At 65.3% G+C, this 16,495-nt stretch carries 16 protein-coding genes and 1 pseudogene; 13 read left to right on the forward strand and 4 right to left on the reverse strand.

The window, feature by feature from the left end; all coding sequences use genetic code 11:
* Nucleotides 1-16: 16 nt before the first annotated feature.
* From nuoN to ABIB91_RS17240, 12 genes are all read left to right on the forward strand, one after another.
* The gene (gene nuoN, locus ABIB91_RS17185; protein ID WP_007603562.1) at nt 17-1,453 is read left to right on the forward strand and encodes an NADH-quinone oxidoreductase subunit NuoN; all 1,437 of its coding nucleotides are present in this window, start codon (nt 17-19) and stop codon (nt 1,451-1,453) included.
* A gap of 1 nt (nt 1,454) precedes the next feature.
* On the forward strand, nt 1,455-2,261 hold the full coding sequence (locus ABIB91_RS17190; RefSeq protein WP_354164113.1) for a biotin--[acetyl-CoA-carboxylase] ligase: 807 nt from the start codon (nt 1,455-1,457) through the stop codon (nt 2,259-2,261).
* Entirely contained in the window at nt 2,261-3,931 is a 1,671-nt protein-coding gene (locus tag ABIB91_RS17195; protein WP_354164115.1) for a ribonuclease J, read from the forward strand. The genes ABIB91_RS17190 and ABIB91_RS17195 overlap by 1 nt, the downstream gene beginning before the upstream one ends.
* A gap of 12 nt (nt 3,932-3,943) precedes the next feature.
* Nucleotides 3,944-4,348 carry a methylmalonyl-CoA epimerase gene (gene mce, locus ABIB91_RS17200; protein WP_106944962.1) on the forward strand — a complete coding sequence of 135 codons (405 nt, stop codon included), beginning with the start codon at nt 3,944-3,946 and terminating at the stop codon, nt 4,346-4,348.
* A 9-nt stretch (nt 4,349-4,357) separates the two neighbouring features.
* Nucleotides 4,358-4,633 carry a DUF1467 family protein gene (locus ABIB91_RS17205; RefSeq protein ID WP_354164118.1) on the forward strand — a complete coding sequence of 92 codons (276 nt, stop codon included), beginning with the start codon at nt 4,358-4,360 and terminating at the stop codon, nt 4,631-4,633.
* Nucleotides 4,634-4,662: 29 nt separating this feature from the next.
* Nucleotides 4,663-5,010, forward strand: coding sequence for a hypothetical protein (locus ABIB91_RS17210; RefSeq protein WP_354164120.1), 348 nt, complete (start codon nt 4,663-4,665; stop codon nt 5,008-5,010).
* A 31-nt stretch (nt 5,011-5,041) separates the two neighbouring features.
* Nucleotides 5,042-6,325: an S-methyl-5-thioribose kinase gene (gene mtnK, locus ABIB91_RS17215; protein WP_354164122.1), complete on the forward strand. Its 1,284-nt coding sequence runs from the start codon at nt 5,042-5,044 to the stop codon at nt 6,323-6,325.
* Nucleotides 6,326-6,459: 134 nt separating this feature from the next.
* Nucleotides 6,460-8,049, forward strand: coding sequence for an ABC transporter substrate-binding protein (locus tag ABIB91_RS17220; RefSeq protein ID WP_354164124.1), 1,590 nt, complete (start codon nt 6,460-6,462; stop codon nt 8,047-8,049).
* Between the two features lie 60 nt (nt 8,050-8,109).
* Nucleotides 8,110-9,033: an ABC transporter permease gene (locus tag ABIB91_RS17225; RefSeq protein ID WP_085384783.1), complete on the forward strand. Its 924-nt coding sequence runs from the start codon at nt 8,110-8,112 to the stop codon at nt 9,031-9,033.
* Entirely contained in the window at nt 9,030-9,851 is an 822-nt protein-coding gene (locus ABIB91_RS17230; protein ID WP_007603580.1) for an ABC transporter permease, read from the forward strand. Before ABIB91_RS17225 ends, ABIB91_RS17230 begins: the two co-directional genes overlap by 4 nt.
* Nucleotides 9,848-10,828 carry an ABC transporter ATP-binding protein gene (locus tag ABIB91_RS17235; protein WP_354164127.1) on the forward strand — a complete coding sequence of 327 codons (981 nt, stop codon included), beginning with the start codon at nt 9,848-9,850 and terminating at the stop codon, nt 10,826-10,828. The genes ABIB91_RS17230 and ABIB91_RS17235 overlap by 4 nt, the downstream gene beginning before the upstream one ends.
* Entirely contained in the window at nt 10,821-11,873 is a 1,053-nt protein-coding gene (locus ABIB91_RS17240; protein WP_354164129.1) for an ABC transporter ATP-binding protein, read from the forward strand. The genes ABIB91_RS17235 and ABIB91_RS17240 overlap by 8 nt, the downstream gene beginning before the upstream one ends.
* A 97-nt stretch (nt 11,874-11,970) precedes the next feature.
* On the opposite strand, the gene ABIB91_RS17245 is transcribed toward ABIB91_RS17240, so the two are convergent.
* The 3 genes and pseudogenes from ABIB91_RS17245 to ABIB91_RS17255 form a co-directional block, all read right to left on the reverse strand.
* A complete protein-coding gene (locus tag ABIB91_RS17245) occupies nt 11,971-12,597 on the reverse strand; it encodes an alpha/beta hydrolase (RefSeq protein WP_354164131.1) in 627 nt (208 codons plus the stop codon).
* A 2-nt stretch (nt 12,598-12,599) separates the two neighbouring features.
* Nucleotides 12,600-13,211, reverse strand: coding sequence for a hydrolase (locus tag ABIB91_RS17250; protein ID WP_354164133.1), 612 nt, complete (start codon nt 13,209-13,211; stop codon nt 12,600-12,602).
* Nucleotides 13,212-13,683: 472 nt separating this feature from the next.
* Nucleotides 13,684-14,622: pseudogene (locus ABIB91_RS17255) on the reverse strand (alpha/beta fold hydrolase); the annotation flags it as partial.
* Between the two features lie 105 nt (nt 14,623-14,727).
* Here ABIB91_RS17255 and ABIB91_RS17260 point away from each other — a divergent pair.
* A complete protein-coding gene (locus tag ABIB91_RS17260; protein WP_354164137.1) occupies nt 14,728-15,687 on the forward strand; it encodes a LysR family transcriptional regulator in 960 nt (319 codons plus the stop codon).
* A 118-nt stretch (nt 15,688-15,805) separates the two neighbouring features.
* Here ABIB91_RS17260 and ABIB91_RS17265 read toward each other — a convergent pair whose 3' ends face one another.
* Nucleotides 15,806-16,429: a LysR family transcriptional regulator gene (locus ABIB91_RS17265; RefSeq protein ID WP_354164139.1), complete on the reverse strand. Its 624-nt coding sequence runs from the start codon at nt 16,427-16,429 to the stop codon at nt 15,806-15,808.
* Nucleotides 16,430-16,495 lie beyond the last annotated feature (66 nt).

Here is a 16,495-nt window from a genome sequence, read left to right on the forward strand (position 1 = left end):
AGGTCAGGATATCGCCATGAGCTTTGAGACTGCAGGTTATCAACTGGCGCCGGTGCTGCCCGAGCTCGTGCTCGCGGTCGGAGCCATGGCACTCCTGATGCTCGGCGCTTATCGCGGGCAGGAGACCACCAAGACGGTCACGACGCTTGCGGTGCTGCTCCTGATCGTGGTCGGCGTGCTCGAATACATGCTGCCCGCGGGCAAGCACGTGACCTTCGGCGGTAGCTTCATCGTCGATGATTTTGCCCGCTTCATGAAAATCCTGGCTCTGATCGGCTCGGCCGTGACGCTGGTGCTGTCGACCGAGTTCCTGTCGGATCCGTCGCGCCGCATCTTCGAATACGCGATCCTGGTGCTGCTCTCGACGCTCGGCATGATGGTGCTGATCTCGGCCGGCGATCTGATCTCGCTCTATCTCGGCCTCGAATTGATGTCGCTGGCGCTCTACGTCGTCGCGGCCTCCAACCGCGACAATGCCAAGTCGACCGAAGCCGGCCTGAAGTACTTCGTGCTCGGCGCGCTGTCGTCGGGCATGCTGCTCTACGGCTCCTCGCTGATCTATGGCTTCACCGGCACGGTCGCCTTCACAGGCATCGCCGCGGCCGCGACGATCTCGAATGTCGGCCTGGTGTTCGGTCTCGTGTTCCTGCTGGCCGGCCTCTGCTTCAAGGTCTCGGCCGTGCCGTTCCACATGTGGACGCCTGACGTTTACGAGGGCGCACCGACGCCCGTGACAGCCTTCTTCGCCTCGGCTCCGAAAGTGGCCGCGCTCGCGGTCTTCACCCGCGTTACGCTGACCGCATTCCCGGGCATCGTCTCGCAGTGGCAGCAGATCCTGGTGTTCGTGTCGATCGCCTCGATGGCGCTGGGCTCGTTCGCCGCAATCGGCCAGAGCAACATCAAGCGCCTGATGGCCTATTCCTCGATCGGCCATATGGGCTTTGCCCTGGTCGGCCTCGCCGCAGGCACGGTCGAGGGCGCGCAGGGCGTGCTGATGTACATCGTGATCTATGTCGCGATGACGCTGGGGTCCTTCGCCATCATCCTGGCAATGAAGCGCAACGGTCAGCCGGTCGAGCAGATCAGCGACTTCGCAGGTCTCTCGCGGACCAATCCGCTGCTCGCCTTCATGTTCGCGATGCTGCTGTTCTCGCTCGCCGGCATCCCGCCGCTGGCCGGCTTCTTTGCCAAATGGTACGTCTTCGTCGCCGCCATCAAGGCGAATTTGTTCACGCTCGCCGTTATCGGCGTGCTGACCAGCGTGGTCGGCGCCTACTACTATCTCAGCATCGTCAAGACGATGTATTTCGACGAGCCGGCCGGGCAGGTCGATCCGGTGCGCGTCGAAGTCAAGACGGTGCTGGCGGTTGCGGGTCTGTTCAACATCCTCTTCGCCCTGTTCGCGGGCCCGGTGGTGAGCGTCGCCTCCGCCGCGGCCAAGTCGCTGTTCTAGGATGGCATTCGCGCTCGGTCCTCGTGCGGCGTCGGCGGGCTACAAGCTCGCAGCTTTCGAACGGACCGGCTCGACCAATACCGAGGCGATCGAGCACGCGAGGGGCGGCGAACGCGGCCCGATGTGGTTCGTGACGTCGGAGCAGACCGCCGGCCGTGGCCGCCGCCAACGCGCCTGGATCGCACCGAAGGGTAACCTCGCAGCCAGCGTCCTCGAAGTGCTGGACGTCGCCCCTTCTGTCGCCGCGACGATCGGCTTTGCGGCCGGGCTGGCCGAGGAGGCCGCCCTGGAGAAGGTCAGCCTGGAGGCTGCACTGCGTCTCGGCGAGGGCCGTCCCCGCTACACCCTGAAATGGCCGAACGACGTGCTGGCCAGCGGCAAGAAGCTGGTCGGCATCGGCCTGGAGGCCGAAGCCATCGGCGACCGCCTTGCCATCGTCGTCGGCATCGGCACCAACGTCGTCGCCGCGCCCGAGGGCACGCCGACGCCGGCGGTGTCACTGGCCGCGCTCGGCGTCCAGATCAGCGCGGAGGACTTGTTCTCGGCGCTCTCGGACGCCTGGGTGGAATTCCGCGGTATCTGGGACAATGGTCGCGGCTTTGCCGAAATTCGCAAATTGTGGCTGGAGCGCGCCGCCGGCCTCGGCGAGCGGGTCGCGATCCACACGGGAGTGATGACGCTGGAAGGCATTTTTGACACGATCGACGACACCGGCTGCCTGATCGTCCGCACTGCGGAGGGCCGGCGCGTGCCGGTGGCCGCGGGCGAGGTGTTCTTCGGCACGGCCGCCTCCGTGGGAGCTGCGTGATGGCGAAGCCTGAAGAACTGGTATTTGCACCGCTCGGCGGGGTCGGCGAGATCGGCATGAATTTGTCGATCTACGGCCTCGGCAACCGCCAGCAGCGCGCTTGGCTCGCGATCGATCTCGGCGTCTCCTTCGGCGACGAGGAGCATCTGCCGGGCATCGACCTGATCATGCCCGACGTCAGCTTCCTGGAGAAGGAACGCAAGAACCTGATGGGCCTGGTGCTGACCCACGCCCATGAGGACCATTTCGGCGCCATCATCGACCTCTGGCCGAAGCTGAAATGCCCGATCTACGCGACGCAGTTCAGCGCCGCGCTGTTCGAGGCCAAGTGCGCCGCCGAGCGCAATGCGCCGAAGATCCCGGTGACGGTGGTGCCATCGGGTGGACGCGTCGATATCGGTCCGTTCAACGTCGAGTTCATCCCGGTCGCACATTCGATTCCGGAGTCGCATGCGTTGGCGATTCACACCGAAGTCGGCACGGTGCTGCACACCGGCGACTGGAAGATCGATCCGACCCCGATCATCGGCCGCCCGACCGACGAAAAGCGGCTGCGGGAGCTCGGCGATGCGGGCCTGCTCGCCCTGATCGGCGATTCCACCAACGCCGTGCGCGACGGCCGCTCGCCCTCGGAAGCCGAGGTTGCCAGATCGATCACCGAGCTCGTCAAGGCCGCCAAGGGCCGCGTCGCGGTCACGACCTTTGCCTCCAATGTCGCGCGCCTCAAGGCCGTTGCCATCGCTGCGAAGGCCGCCGACCGTGAGGTCGTCGTGGTCGGCCGCGCCATGGAACGCGTGGTGCAGGTCGCGCGCGAGACCGGCTATCTCGATGGCGTGCAGAGTTTCCGCTCCGCCGAGGTCTATGGTCATCTGCCGCAGGACAAGGTGCTGGCGCTCTGCACCGGCAGCCAGGGCGAGCCGCGAGCCGCGCTGGCGCGCATCGCCAATGACGACCATCCCGAGATCACGCTCAACCGCGGCGACAGCGTGATCTTCTCCTCGCGCACCATTCCCGGCAACGAGAAGGCGGTCGGCGCGATCATCAATGGCCTGGTCTTGCAGGGCGTGGAGGTCATCACCGACCGCGACCAGCTGGTCCATGTCTCCGGTCATCCCCGCCGCGACGAATTGCGCGACATGATCGCATGGACCCGGCCGCAGCTCCTGATCCCGGTCCACGGCGAGGCCCTGCACCTCAACGAGCACGCCAAGCTCGCGCGTGCCGCCGGCGTGCCGCGCGTGCTGGTCTGCCGCAACGGCGATCTCGTGAAGCTCGGCCCCGGTGATCCCGGCATCATTGGGCAAGTGCCTGCGGGCCGTCTCTACAAGGACGGCACGATTCTGGAGGATTCCAAGTCCCGTGCGGTGGTCGAGCGGCGCCGCATGGCGTTCTCCGGCTGCGCCTTCGTCGCCATCGCCATGACGCAGCAAGGCGAACTCGTCGACGATCCCGAGGTCGATCTGATCGGCATCCCCGAGAAGAACAAAGCGGGCGAGCCCTTCGACGACATCGTCTTCGACGCCGTGGTCTCCACCATCGAAGGTCTGCCGAAGGCGCGCCGTCGCGACGCGGATGCGCTGGCTGAGTCGGTGCGCCGCGCTGTCCGCTCCGTGATCAACGAACATTGGGGCAAAAAGCCCCCCTGTCTGGTACACGTCCTGACAGTGTAACGGGAGAGAAACATGCTGGGCCGGCTCAATCATGTCGCGATCGCGACCAAGGACGCCGTCAAGGCCGCCAGGATCTATGGCGCCGCATTCGGGGCCCAGATTTCGGAGGCCGTCGCGCTGCCCGAGCATGGCGTCACCACCGTGTTCGCGACGCTGCCCAACACCAAGATCGAGTTCATCGAGCCGCTCGGCGAGGCCTCGCCGATCGCAAAGTTCCTCGACCGCAACGCCGACGGCGGCATCCACCACGTCTGTTACGAGGTGGTCGACATCATCGCCTCGCGCGACACGCTGGTGAAGGAGGGCGCAAGGGTGCTCGGCGACGGCGTGCCGAAGATCGGCGCCCATGGCAAGCCGGTGCTGTTCCTGCACCCGAAGGACTTTTCCGGCGCGCTGGTCGAAATCGAGCAGGCATAGGCCGAAGCCATGGCCATCCAGATCTCAACGGGAATCGCGATCTACTTCGTCATCTGGTGGATCGCGCTGTTCCTGACGCTGCCGTTCGGCGTGCGCAGCCAGCACGAGGACGGCGTCGGAGTGCCGGGCAGCGACCCCGGCGCACCGATCCTGACGCGGATGAGGAGCAAGCTGATCTGGACCACCATCATCTCGGCGATCATCTACGGGATCGCCATGGTTGCTTATCACGCCGGCTATCTCTCGATCGAACGCCTGTCGAAATTGATGGGCATGCCGTTTTAAGATTTCCTGTTGTATTTGTTGAGGGACGAATGACTTTTCAGAGGATCGTCGTCGCGCTTCTGGTGCTGATCGTCGCGGGCTTCGGTGCCATCGGCTATTTCGAGTGGAAGATGGCCGTGCAGGTGCGCACCCTGAAGGCGTTCGTCGAGGGCTACGTCTTCAACGAGGCCGTGATCGCCTGCGAGCAGGCCAAGAGCTCGACGCCGTTCAAATGGAACGGCGGCAAGAGCACCGCGGTGATCGGCCTGAACTCGGTCAAGACAGACAAATACACCGTCAGCGCCAGCTACACGCTGGTGGCGGACGGCGTCTATTGTGATTACGATCCGATCAAAAGAAAGGCCGAGATCGGCTCGAGCTTCCTGGAGCGGGAGTAACGATCCGGCCCCTAGATGGGATGGGATCGTCATGACCGGAGACGGGGCAGGGGATTATCGGATTCTGCATGAGGCTGACTTGCGGGATTATCTCGCAGGCGTTCCGGACCTCGCAGGGACCCTCGGTGGCGAGCCGGCCTCCTGGTCGATCACCGAAGTCGGCGACGGCAATCTCAATCTCGTCTTCATCGTCAAGGGCGGCCGCGGCGGCGTCGCCGTCAAGCAGGCGCTGCCCTATGTCCGCCTCGTCGGCGAAAGCTGGCCACTGCCGCTGTCCCGGGCTCATTACGAATATCTCGCTTTGTCGCGGCAGGCCGAGCTCGCGCCCGGCCTCGTGCCGGCGCTGCTGCATCACAACGAGGCCTTGGCGCTGACAGTGATGGAGCTGCTCGAGCCCCACATCATCATGCGCAAGGGGATGGTTGCGGGGACTCAGTACCCGCGCTTTGTCGATGACATCACCACCTTCATGGCGCGGACCTTGTTCTTCACCTCCGACCTTGCGCTGTCGGCGGCCGAGAAGAAGCAAGGCATCGCCGCCTTCGCCGGCAACCATGCACTGTGCAAGATCACCGAGGATCTGATCTTCACCGATCCCTACCGCGTCGCCGAGCAGAACCGCTGGACCTCGCCCTATCTCGATGCGCTCGCCGCAGAGCTGCGCGACGACATGGATCTGCATGTCGCGATCTCCCGGCTGAAGCTGAAGTTCATGGCGAGCCCCGAGGCGCTGCTCCACGGCGACCTTCACACCGGCTCGATCATGGTCACGGACGGCGAGACGCGGGTGATCGACCCGGAATTCGCATTCTACGGCCCGATGGGTTTCGATGTCGGTGCCGTGCTGGCGAACCTCCTGATGGCCTATTTTGCCTCCGCCGGTCACGAACGCGTGCCGGGCGAGCGGCGTGCGTTCGAGGCCTGGGTGCTGGAGACGGTCGAGCAGGTCTGGACCGAGTTCGCGCGCAAGTTCCTCGAGCTCTGGCGCGCCGGCGCCGCAGGCGATGCCTATCCCGCCTCACTCTTCGCCGGCGAGACAGGCGCGGCGCGGCTGGAGGCCGAGCGGCAGGCCTACATGCAGCGGCTGTTCGCAGACACGGTCGGCTTCGCCGCGGCAAAAACCATCCGCCGTATCTTCGGTCTCGCCCACAATATCGACTTCGAGCTGATCGTGGATCCGCGCCGGCGCGCAATCAGCGAAGCACGCGCCGTGCGGCTGGCAAGGACGATGATGCTGGAGGCGGGGACGTTTCCGACCATCGCGGATGTCACCGCCGCAGCGCGACAATCGCGCGACTGGCAGCCGGAGTTCTAGCGGGGCTTCCTCGCAAATCGGCGGGGCCCGCGCGCGACGCTCGCATACGTCAACCCCTTCAAGGCGCTTGCGCTCGACGTGCCGCGGATGATCAACTCTCGGACCAGAGCACGGCTTGCGTTGTCGGAGGGACCATGATGTTCAGGATAGTGGCGATCGTCGCTGGTTTGGGGCTGGCACTGGCGGCTTCGGCGGAGGCCCAGACGCCGCGCAAGGGCGGAACCATCCGCATGACCGCGCCTTATGGCTCGAGTTTCACCAGCCTGGACATTCTTACCACGCAGCGCGCCCAGGACGAGATCTACGCCAAGGCGTTGCACCGGTCGCTCTACATCTGGAATTCCGCGGAAGGCAAGCCGGTTCTGGAGCTCGCCAAGGAAGATGTGATCTCGGGCGGCGGTCTCGTTCACACCTTCAAGCTGCGCGACGACGCCTATTTCCACAACGGCCGCAAGATGACGGCCGACGACGTCATCTGGACCTACAACCGCATCATGGATGGCACCAAGGCCTATCCCGGCGCGCGCTATGTCCGCGTGATCGAGGGCGCGGCGGCGGTCGAGAAGGGGCAGGCCAAGGAGATCTCCGGCCTGAAGAAGATCGACGACTTCACCATCGAGATGAAGCTGACCGAGAAAGTCGATCCGGGCTTCTACTTCTGGAACGCGATCACGTCGATCTATCCCGCCGACGAAGCCGCCAAGGAGAGTTTTCTCCAGAAGCCGATCGGTCTCGGGCCCTTCAAATTCGTCGAGCACGTGCCGGGATCGCGCATCGTCCTGGAGCGGTGGGACCGGTTCTACAAGCCCGGCAAGCCCTACGCTGACAAGATCATCGTGTCGGTCATGGGCGAGGCCGCGGCACGCGATGTCGCCTTCCGCAACAAGGAGATCGACACCTCGGTGCTGGGACCGGCGCAATATGTCGCCTACCAGAACGACGCCGACCTCAAGGGCACCGTGGTCGAGGTCGCCGAGGTCTTCACCCGTTACATGGGGATGAATCCCGCGTTCAAGCCGTTCGCCGACAAGCGGGTCCGGCAAGCGATCAACTACGCGATCGACACAGATCTGATCATCAACAAGCTGGTCAAGGGCAAGGCCTACCGCGCCACCAGCTGGCTGCCGCTGACCTCTCCGCTCTACGACAAGGCCATGAAGCCCTACGCCTTCGATCCCGCCAAGGCCAAGCAGCTGCTCGCCGACGCCGGCTATCCCTCGGGCTTCGAATTCGAATGGACTACCAGCCAGAACGAGAGCTGGGGCCTGCCGATCGTCTCGGCCGTGATCCCGATGCTGGACAGGGTGGGCATCAAGGCCAAGGTCAAGCAGGTCGAGACCGCGGTGCTGGCGGAGGTGGTTCGCAGCGGCGACTACCAGGCCTTCATCTACTCGCAGGCGACCGGACCAGATCCCCAGGCCGCCCTCAAATGCTTCCACTCGGCGACGCCGCAATCAGCCTGCAACTACATGAACTTCAAGAATCCCGAGTTCGACAAGCTGATCGACGAGGCCGGACAGTCCGATGACGCTGCAAAGCGTACCCAGCTGCTGCAAAAGGCCAACGCGCTCCTCTACGAGGAGGCGCCGGTCTGGTTCTTCAACTACAACAAGGCGGTCATGGCGGTGCAGCCGTGGCTCAAGGGAATTCAGCTGAACGCGACGGAACTCACCCATCAGAACGTCGAAGACCTCTGGGTCGACGAGACCTCGCCCGCGAAGTGACACGCGCTCTCGGGCTCCCTCCGTCGCCATGAACGGCGGAGGGAGAGAGGAAAACTGCCGATGCTCTCCTTCCTGTTCCGCCGCCTGCTGCAGACCATTCCGACCGTGCTCGCCGTGGTGGCCCTGGTGTTCGTGCTGTTCAGCGTCGTTCCGGGCAGCATCGTCTCGTCCATGAGTGACGATGCCGATCCGCAGGTCGAGCTGCGCATGAAGAAGCAGCTCGGGCTCGACGATCCCGTCTATGTCCGCTTCGGCGCCTACATCGCCAAGCTTGCGACCGGCGATTTCGGAACCTCGTTCCGGACGCGCGAGCCTGTGACGTTCATGATCGCCAAACGGATATGGCCGACGCTCCAGCTCATCTTCACCGCCATGGCGTTTTCCGTCGTGATCGGTGTTCCCCTGGGCTTCATCGCCGCGCTGAAGCCGGGGGGCATCGTCGACACGCTGGCCATGGTCGTGGCGGTATCAGGACTTTCGATCGCCAAATTCTGGCTCGGACTGGTGCTGATGTACTTGTTTGCGTTGAAGCTCGGCTGGCTGCCGAGTTTCGGCTATGGCGATGGCGGACTGAAATATCTGATCCTTCCGGCCGTGACGCTCGGCGTCTCGCCGATGGCGCTGTTCGCCCGGACCACACGCGCCGCGGTCCTCGAGATCATGACCGCGGATTTCGTCCGCACCGCGCGCTCCAAGGGCATGAGCGAGACAAGGGTCGTGAAGTGGCATGTGATGCGCAACGCGCTCGTCATCATTCTCACCACCGTCGGCCTGCAGTTCGGCGCGCTGATGGGGCAGGCGGTCGTGGTCGAGAAACTGTATTCCTGGCCGGGCATCGGCTCGCTGCTGGTCGACAGTGTCCTGCAGCGCGACATTCCGGCCGTCCAGGGCTCCATTCTTGTCGTGGTGCTGTCCTTTCTCGCCATCAATCTGCTGATCGACGTGCTCTACGGCGTGATCGATCCCAGGATCAGATACGCATGAAGCTCCGCGCCAATCTCATCATCGGTGGGGCGCTGTTCGCGCTTGCGATCCTGGTCGGCCTGCTCGCGCCCTGGCTGGCGCATACCGATCCTGTCCTGGACGCCAATCTGCTCAACGCGGAAGAGCCTCCGAGCTGGACCTGGTGGTTCGGCACCGACGACCAGGGCCGCGACATCTATTCCCGCGTCGTCTATGGCGCGCGCGTCTCGCTGACGGTCGGCATCGTCTCGCAGCTCATCAACAGCGTCATCGGCGTCGCGCTGGGCCTGAGCGCCGGCTATTGGGGCGGCTGGTGGGACGATGTCGTCAACGGCCTGACCAATCTCATGCTCGCGATTCCCTCGCTGATCTTCGCGCTGGCCATCATGGCGGTGCTGGGGCCCGGGCTGACCAGCCTGCTGATCGCACTCGGCTTGACCAACTGGTCCTTCACGTGCCGGATCGCGCGGGCCTCGGCGCTGTCGCTGAGGAGCCAGGGCTATGTGCAGGCCGCGACCGTGCTCGGCTACGGCGATCTGCGCATCATGATCACCCAGCTGCTGCCGAACATGCTGGGGCCGATCGTCGTCATCGGCACGCTCGGCATGGGCAGCGCGGTCTTGTCGGAAGCCGCGTTGTCGTTCCTCGGCCTCGGCGTGCGCCCGCCGTTTCCGAGCTGGGGCAGCATGTTGTCGGATGCCCGCGATCAGATCACGACGGCGCCGTGGCTCTCGGTGTTTCCGGGGCTTGCGATCTTCCTGACGGTGCTCGGCCTCAATCTGCTCGGCGACGGCCTGCGCGACATTCTCGATCCTCAATCGCGGAGCCGGCGCACATGACCGGCACGCCGCTGATCGAAGTCGAGGATTTGCGTATCGATCTCGACGATGGGTCGCGGCGCGTTGCGGCGGCCGAGGGCATTTCGTTCCGCATCGATCGCGGCGAGACCTTCGGCCTGGTCGGCGAATCCGGCTGCGGCAAGAGCATCACGGCGCTTGCCTTGATCGGCCTGTTGCGGCAGCCGCTGTCGATCGGCGGCGGCGTCATCCGGTTTGAGGGGCGGGAGATCCAGCACCTTTCAGCCGCTCGGCAACGGGATCTGCGCGGCAATCGCATCGCCATGATCTTCCAGGAGCCGATGACCGCGCTGAACCCGGTCTCGCCGGTGGGCCGGCAGATCGCCGAGATGTTCGTGCTGCACAAGGGCAAGAGCTGGCGGGAAGCCGACAGACTGGCGATCGAGGCGCTGGCGAGCGTGCGCGTTCCCGCGCCGGAGCGGCGCGTGAAGGACTATCCGCATCAGCTGTCCGGCGGCATGCGCCAGCGCGTGATGATCGCCATCGCGCTCGCCTGCGGTCCGGATCTCCTGATCGCCGACGAGCCGACGACGGCACTCGACGTCACCGTGCAGGCAGAGATCATCGAGCTGATGCGGAATTTGTGCGCCGAGCGGGGAACCGCCATCCTGATGATCAGCCACGATCTCGGGCTGGTCGCCAATGTCTGTCGCCGCGTGGCCGTGATGTATGCCGGCCGCATCGTCGAGGAGCGCGGCTCCGCCGATATTTTCCGGGCACCCTCGCACCCCTATACGCGAGGCCTGGTTGCCTCGCTGCCGCGGCTCGGCAGTCGCGCTGCGCTTGGCCGCAGCCGGCTGACGGAGATCGCGGGGGTGGTCCCGGCCATCACGAATTTCCCCGACGGCTGCCGGTTCAATCCGCGTTGCGCGCAGGCGACCGATATTTGCCGGACCACCGCGCCGGGCGCGGATTTGCTGGAGGCCGGCGGTCTGGTCAGGTGTCATCACCATGCATGAGCCGCAAGACGGGTTGGGTGAGACACGGCCGGACGACGATGTCATTCTCAGCGTTCGGGATCTCGCGGTCCATTTTCCGCTCGGCGGCGGCCTGCTGGGGCGCGGCCGTCGGCTGCTCCGTGCCGTCGACGGCGTCGACCTCACCCTGAAGCGCGGCGAATGCCTCGGCCTCGTCGGCGAGTCCGGCTCCGGCAAGTCGACGGTCGCATTGTCGATCCTTGGCCTCTTGACGCCGACGCGCGGCCGCATCGTGCTGGACGGACAGGTCGTGACGAACAGGCCATCCGGCGATCGCAAGGCGCTGGCCCGCATCGTGCAGATCGTGTTTCAGGATCCCTACGCCTCGCTCAATCCACGCCAGACCGTTCGCCGCACGCTGGAAGATCCCCTGCGTGTGCATGGCGTCACGGCCAAGAGCGAGATCGAGGACCGCGTCGCGAAGATGCTGCGGCATGTGGGGCTGCGGCCGGAGCAGGCCGACCGCTACCCGCATGAATTCTCGGGCGGTCAGCGCCAGCGCATCGGCATTGCGCGTGCGCTGATCCTCAATCCCAAAATCGTCATCTGCGACGAACCGGTCTCGGCGCTCGACGTCTCGATCCGCGCCCAGATCATCAATCTGCTGCTGGAATTGAAGGAGACCCTCGGTCTCTCCTACATCATGATCAGCCACGATCTCGGCGTGGTCGAACACATGAGCGACAGGGTCGCCGTAATGTATCTCGGCCGCATCGTCGAGAACGGCCACTGGCGCGAGATCTTCGAGCGGCCCGCGCACCCGTATACCCAGGCCCTGATCGCCGCCATCCCCGATCCCTTGCGCCACGCGCCGCTGGCGACGACAGGCGGCGACCTTCCCAACCCGCTCAATCCGCCGAACGGATGCGCGTTCAGTCCGCGATGTCGGTATGCGGAGGCGGCGTGTCGCCGCGAGCCCGGGCCGGGGCTGGAGACGCGTGCTGACGGACATGCGGTGCGATGCTGGCGAGCGGATGAGATTGCGAGGCAGGCGGCGTTGGTGTCGATCGAGGGCGAACATTTTTAGGAAGGAGTGCGGCGACCGAAGCGGAAAAGTTGGTGAGCCATCCGCTGCGTGGCCAGAAGCAGCAGTTGAGCTGCCCTCAAACACGAGCGACTGAACGCTATGGAAGGCACAGAAAGCGTCTCACGAATGTCAGCGCCGTCTGCGCCACCTCCCGCCAGCCGCTGTTTATGGGCAGCGAGCGGTCGCGTCGCGGAAGTTGGACGAACTCGGTAACAGGGTGCTTATTGCGCTTCTGCCGTTCGTAGGCGGCGCGGGTGACCGATGGCGGCACGGTGTGGTCGCGCTCGCCGGAGATCGTCAGCAGCGGTCCACGCCCGGCGGCCTCGACGTCGACGGGAGCCTCGGTCCAGACGGGCAGCTCCAGCATCCCGCGAAACGGAGCCGGTTCGATCGCCACCGTCGCAGCCGAAAGCCCGCGCCCGGCCAGGGTCTGCGCGATCAGCCCGCCAAACGAATGGCCGATCAGCGCCGGGCGGCGGTCCAGCGCCCCGGCGATGCGGGCGAAATGCGCCGCCACCTCGCCGATGGTTTCCGGTGCCGCGGCGCCGCCCAGCTCCGCCGGCCATCCGGGCGCCAACGGAGCATAGCCGGCGGCCTCGAACATTTCGGCCCATCGGTCCCACGAGCTGGGCTTCGACCACAGGCCATGGATGAAGATGACCGGCGGCTTCTGCGATGCGTTGGTCCGCTCGATCATCGCAGCGTCGACGGTCTCCATGATCATGATCAGTGGCCTTCGACCGCGAACAGGATCTCCGAAAAGCCGGTCACTGTTGCCGCGCGGTTCCAGTCCCGCTGCAGTTCGCAGATCAGCTGCACCCAGCTGGTGGGCTGGGCACCGGCTTGGACCAGGCGCAGCAGGCCGGCGTCGTGCGCCTCGCGGGAGGTGCCACCCACCGCGTCGATCACCGGATAGACTTCGAAACCCTCCTGTAGCGCGTCCAGCGCCGGCTGCACGAGGCATACCTCGGTCCAGAGCGCCGTCATGATCAGCTTCTTGCGGCCCGTGTTGCGGACTGCGGCGACGAAGTCCGCGTCCTCCCACGCGTTGATCGAGGTCCGGTCGATTGGCACGACATCCGGAAAAACATCCGATATCTGGTGGATGGTGGGTTGGTTGCGACCGGTGGCGACATTCACGGTAGCGATCACCGTCGGCAGGGCGAATAGCTTCGCGGTCCTGGCCACCGCGGTGATGTTGGCGACGAGGGTCCGCTTGGGCATCGATTGGATCGAGCTGACCTGAACCGGTTGGTAGTCGATGATCACCAAAGCCGCATTATGCGGGGTCAAAAGCTGGTCGGTCTTGGGATCGCGGATGGTGGGGAAGGACGTCATCGGAATTTCCTTTGGATTTGAAGTGCTCTGGAGCAGGTCAGTGGGATGCGGGCGGGGGGACGAAAGCCGTGTCGCTGGGGCCGATCCCGGTCAGACGGACGACCGCACCCTCGGCCCGTGTGAAGGCGAAGTGCGCAACGCCGCCGGGCTCGGTGTAGAGGCCGCCTGCCGTCAATGGCTTGACCGGCGCGTCGGAAACCTTGCTGCCGTAACCGAAGTACCAGGTGCCGGAGATCACCGTGGCGAAGCGGTCGTCGCGGTGGGTGTGCGATGCGATCGCGGTGTTCGGCGGCACGTGAATTTCGAGCACATACGGGCCGGCCTTGGCGGGGTCGCCCGAGAGCAGCACGGTACGGATAGCAGCAACTCCGGAGGTGCCGACGCCTGCGCCGGACTGCGGAATTGCCTGCGTCTGCTCCAGCGTCAGAGCGGTCTGACCCAGGTGCCCGTTCTCCGCGGCGACGGGCCGTTCGTTGAGGAAGGCCTCGATCGCGGCCGACGTAGCCGCGGGTTGCTCCTCCATCAGCCAGTGCCCGGAGCCTCCGATGACCCGCTCCTGCACGTCGACCGCGCCGGCCTGCATCACCGCCGCCATTGCCGGGCCGAAGGATGCACCGCCCCCGATCGCGAGAACCGGCATGAGCAGCTTGCCGTGCGCCGAGAGCCAGGCGCGGTTGTCGATCGCGTCCTGATCGAAGGCGGCGAACTGGCGGAAGCCGGCGTGCATGCGCCCCGGCGCGGCGTAAAGCTGCGCGTAGTGGGCTCGGGACGCCTCCGGGAAATTGGCCGGATTGGCCGAGAACTCGTTCCAGAACCGGTCGAGATAGATCCGCTCGCGGCCGGCCACCAGGCGCTCCATATCCGGCCCGCCGAACCGGAAGTGCCACAGCAACGGGTTCTTCAGGATTTCTTCCCACGGCCCGACGCCCGGCACCGGCGCATCCATCAGCACCAGGTTCGTCACTCGCCCGGCGTGCCGTGAGGCCAGAGCGAACGCGACCATGTTGCCGATGTCGTGCGCCACGATGTCAGCGCGCGGCGCTTGCAGCGTGTTCATCACGCCGACGATGTCTTCCGCCTGATTGACCTTCTCGAAACCGGCCTCGGCGCGGGCGGAAAGGCCCATGCCCCGCAGATCGGGCACGATCACCGTGTGATTGCGAGCAAGGTTCGTCGCGAGCGGCGCCCACATGTCTCCGGTCTCGCCATAGCCATGCAGCAGCACGACCGTCGGTCCAGACCCGCCGACCCGGACGTGGAGGGTCGTGCCATTGGTCGCGACCTCTTCGGTGTGGAAGGTATTCGGGAAATCCGTGGGCCCGTCGGCCGCTGACGCGGCGGCGGTGCCGGCCAGGATGGCGAGCGCGGCTCCGGTGAGGGCAAACCGGCGAAGCTGGTCGGGGACGTTCATGGGCGATCTCCTGTGTTGGCCTTTTTCGTAGACGCAAAGCTAGACGAGGAAGATCGTTGGGATTAGCTACTACCAAGGCCAAGCATTTTTGACTGGAGCGCAAAGGTGGCAGCAGATACCGCGGACCGTGCCCGGGAACTGGAAGTGTTCTGCGCGGTCATCGACGGCGGCAGCTTCTCGGCTGCGGGCCGCGCGTTTGGACTGACGCCGTCGGCCGTGAGCCGCACTCTGGACCGGGTCGAGCAGCGGCTCGGCGTACGCTTGCTGTTGCGGACGACGCGCGCGTTGACGCCGACCGCGGAAGGCCGCGCCTATCTCAGCGCGGCCCGCCGCATTCTCGCCGATCTCGACGAAGCCGAGCAGGCGATCTCCGACCAGGGTTCGCCGCGCGGCCGCATCCGGGTCAGCGCTGCGGTCTCCCACGGGCGTCTTTGCATCGTGCCTCTGCTTGGCGAGTTCGTGCGCCGCTATCCGAACATCGTGGTCGACATCAATCTTGGCGACGGGATCGTTGACGTCGCTGCGGGGCAGGCGGATGTGGCGGTTCGCGGCGGTCCGCTGACTGACAGCGCGCTCACGGCGCGGCGCCTCAGCGAGAACGGCCGAACCATCGTCGCCTCGCCGGACTACCTGGCGCGCTGGGGCGTGCCCGAAACGCCGGAAGACCTCTACAACCACAATTGCCTGAATTTCAGTTTTCGCCGGGCCGAGCCGGTTTGGCCGTTCCGCCGGAACGGAGTCGACTTCGCCCTGAAGGTGCGAGGCGCCATCGAGGCGAACAGTGGCGAGACACTGGGCCAGCTGGCGCTCGACGGCGTCGGCATCGCCCGTGTCGGCAATTTCAGTCTCGGGGACGCGATCGCGGAGGGGCGCCTGGTCCCGCTTCTCGAACCGTTCAATCCTGGTGACAAGGAGATCTTCCACGCCGTCTTCGTCGGCGGGCCGAACATGCCTGCTCGCGTCCGAGTATTCGTGGACTATCTTGTGGAGTGCATGGGCGGCAGTCGTGTTGAGGGAAAATCTGGTTGGCACGCGAGGCGTGGAACGGAATCGGCTTCGACCTGACGCGACGGAGGCGGTCGACGGTTTCGGCTCTCCAGAACCTATGATGTCTGGTGCTATCGATATCCGCCAACGACATGTGAAATGGCGTCGCGGCGAGGCTATCGATTGTCGGTTGAGCCTATCGTCTGACGCCGACCAGACGAGGGCGGGGATTTGCGAGCGCCTTCCCGACGGGCAGGGCACGCAGCCACGCGCGAAAACTGACGACCTCCGGGCAGTCCGCGGTGCCTTCAGGCGCAACGAGCCAATCACCCAGACCCGATCCCTCATCGACCCGGTCGCAGCGATAGCCCGGATGGTGGCCGAGGCCGCGAGCGATCAGCAGGTCGACCTTGCCTTCGACCAATTCGTGCAGGCCGGCCGGATGCAGCACCCGTAAGCCGATCTCCGCATGCGTGCTGCGAAACGCCGCGAGATCGAGGCGGCGGAGGTCGAAGCTGCCATGGATGCCCAATTGCAGCAGCACCGCACCTGCCGGCCTCAATTGTGAGGTCGCATCCGCAATGTGGCGAAAGCCTTCGGAGACCCCGGGCAGATAGGCCTGACCGGCGACGGTGAGGATGAGCTGCTTGTGCAGCCGCTCGAACAGCTGCACGCCGAGGCGCGCCTCCAGCGCCTTCACCTGCTGCCCCACGGCGGCGGGCGTCACGTGTAGCTCGTGCGCGGCCAGCTTGAAGCTGAGATGCCGGGCGGCGGCTTCGAACGCGCGGAGCGCGTTGAGTGGGGGAAGGATGTAGGTCATCGGTCTCCATTTTGACACTGATGGGCTGTGGCCTTGCAATAGATTTTCTTGCGCTGAGCCGCAGCG

This window comes from Bradyrhizobium sp. JR4.3 (genome assembly GCF_040547695.1).
GTDB lineage: Bacteria > Pseudomonadota > Alphaproteobacteria > Rhizobiales > Xanthobacteraceae > Bradyrhizobium > Bradyrhizobium canariense.

Coding starts and splice junctions, on each gene's coding strand:
- nuoN (WP_007603562.1), top strand. CDS start 17: ATGAGCTTTGAGACTGCAGGTTATCAACTGGCGCCGGTGCTGCCCGAG.
- ABIB91_RS17190 (WP_354164113.1), top strand. CDS start 1,455: ATGGCATTCGCGCTCGGTCCTCGTGCGGCGTCGGCGGGCTACAAGCTC.
- ABIB91_RS17195 (WP_354164115.1), top strand. CDS start 2,261: ATGGCGAAGCCTGAAGAACTGGTATTTGCACCGCTCGGCGGGGTCGGC.
- mce (WP_106944962.1), top strand. CDS start 3,944: ATGCTGGGCCGGCTCAATCATGTCGCGATCGCGACCAAGGACGCCGTC.
- ABIB91_RS17205 (WP_354164118.1), top strand. CDS start 4,358: ATGGCCATCCAGATCTCAACGGGAATCGCGATCTACTTCGTCATCTGG.
- ABIB91_RS17210 (WP_354164120.1), top strand. CDS start 4,663: ATGACTTTTCAGAGGATCGTCGTCGCGCTTCTGGTGCTGATCGTCGCG.
- mtnK (WP_354164122.1), top strand. CDS start 5,042: ATGACCGGAGACGGGGCAGGGGATTATCGGATTCTGCATGAGGCTGAC.
- ABIB91_RS17220 (WP_354164124.1), top strand. CDS start 6,460: ATGATGTTCAGGATAGTGGCGATCGTCGCTGGTTTGGGGCTGGCACTG.
- ABIB91_RS17225 (WP_085384783.1), top strand. CDS start 8,110: ATGCTCTCCTTCCTGTTCCGCCGCCTGCTGCAGACCATTCCGACCGTG.
- ABIB91_RS17230 (WP_007603580.1), top strand. CDS start 9,030: ATGAAGCTCCGCGCCAATCTCATCATCGGTGGGGCGCTGTTCGCGCTT.
- ABIB91_RS17235 (WP_354164127.1), top strand. CDS start 9,848: ATGACCGGCACGCCGCTGATCGAAGTCGAGGATTTGCGTATCGATCTC.
- ABIB91_RS17240 (WP_354164129.1), top strand. CDS start 10,821: ATGCATGAGCCGCAAGACGGGTTGGGTGAGACACGGCCGGACGACGAT.
- ABIB91_RS17245 (WP_354164131.1), bottom strand. CDS start 12,597: ATGATCATGGAGACCGTCGACGCTGCGATGATCGAGCGGACCAACGCA.
- ABIB91_RS17250 (WP_354164133.1), bottom strand. CDS start 13,211: ATGACGTCCTTCCCCACCATCCGCGATCCCAAGACCGACCAGCTTTTG.
- ABIB91_RS17265 (WP_354164139.1), bottom strand. CDS start 16,429: ATGACCTACATCCTTCCCCCACTCAACGCGCTCCGCGCGTTCGAAGCC.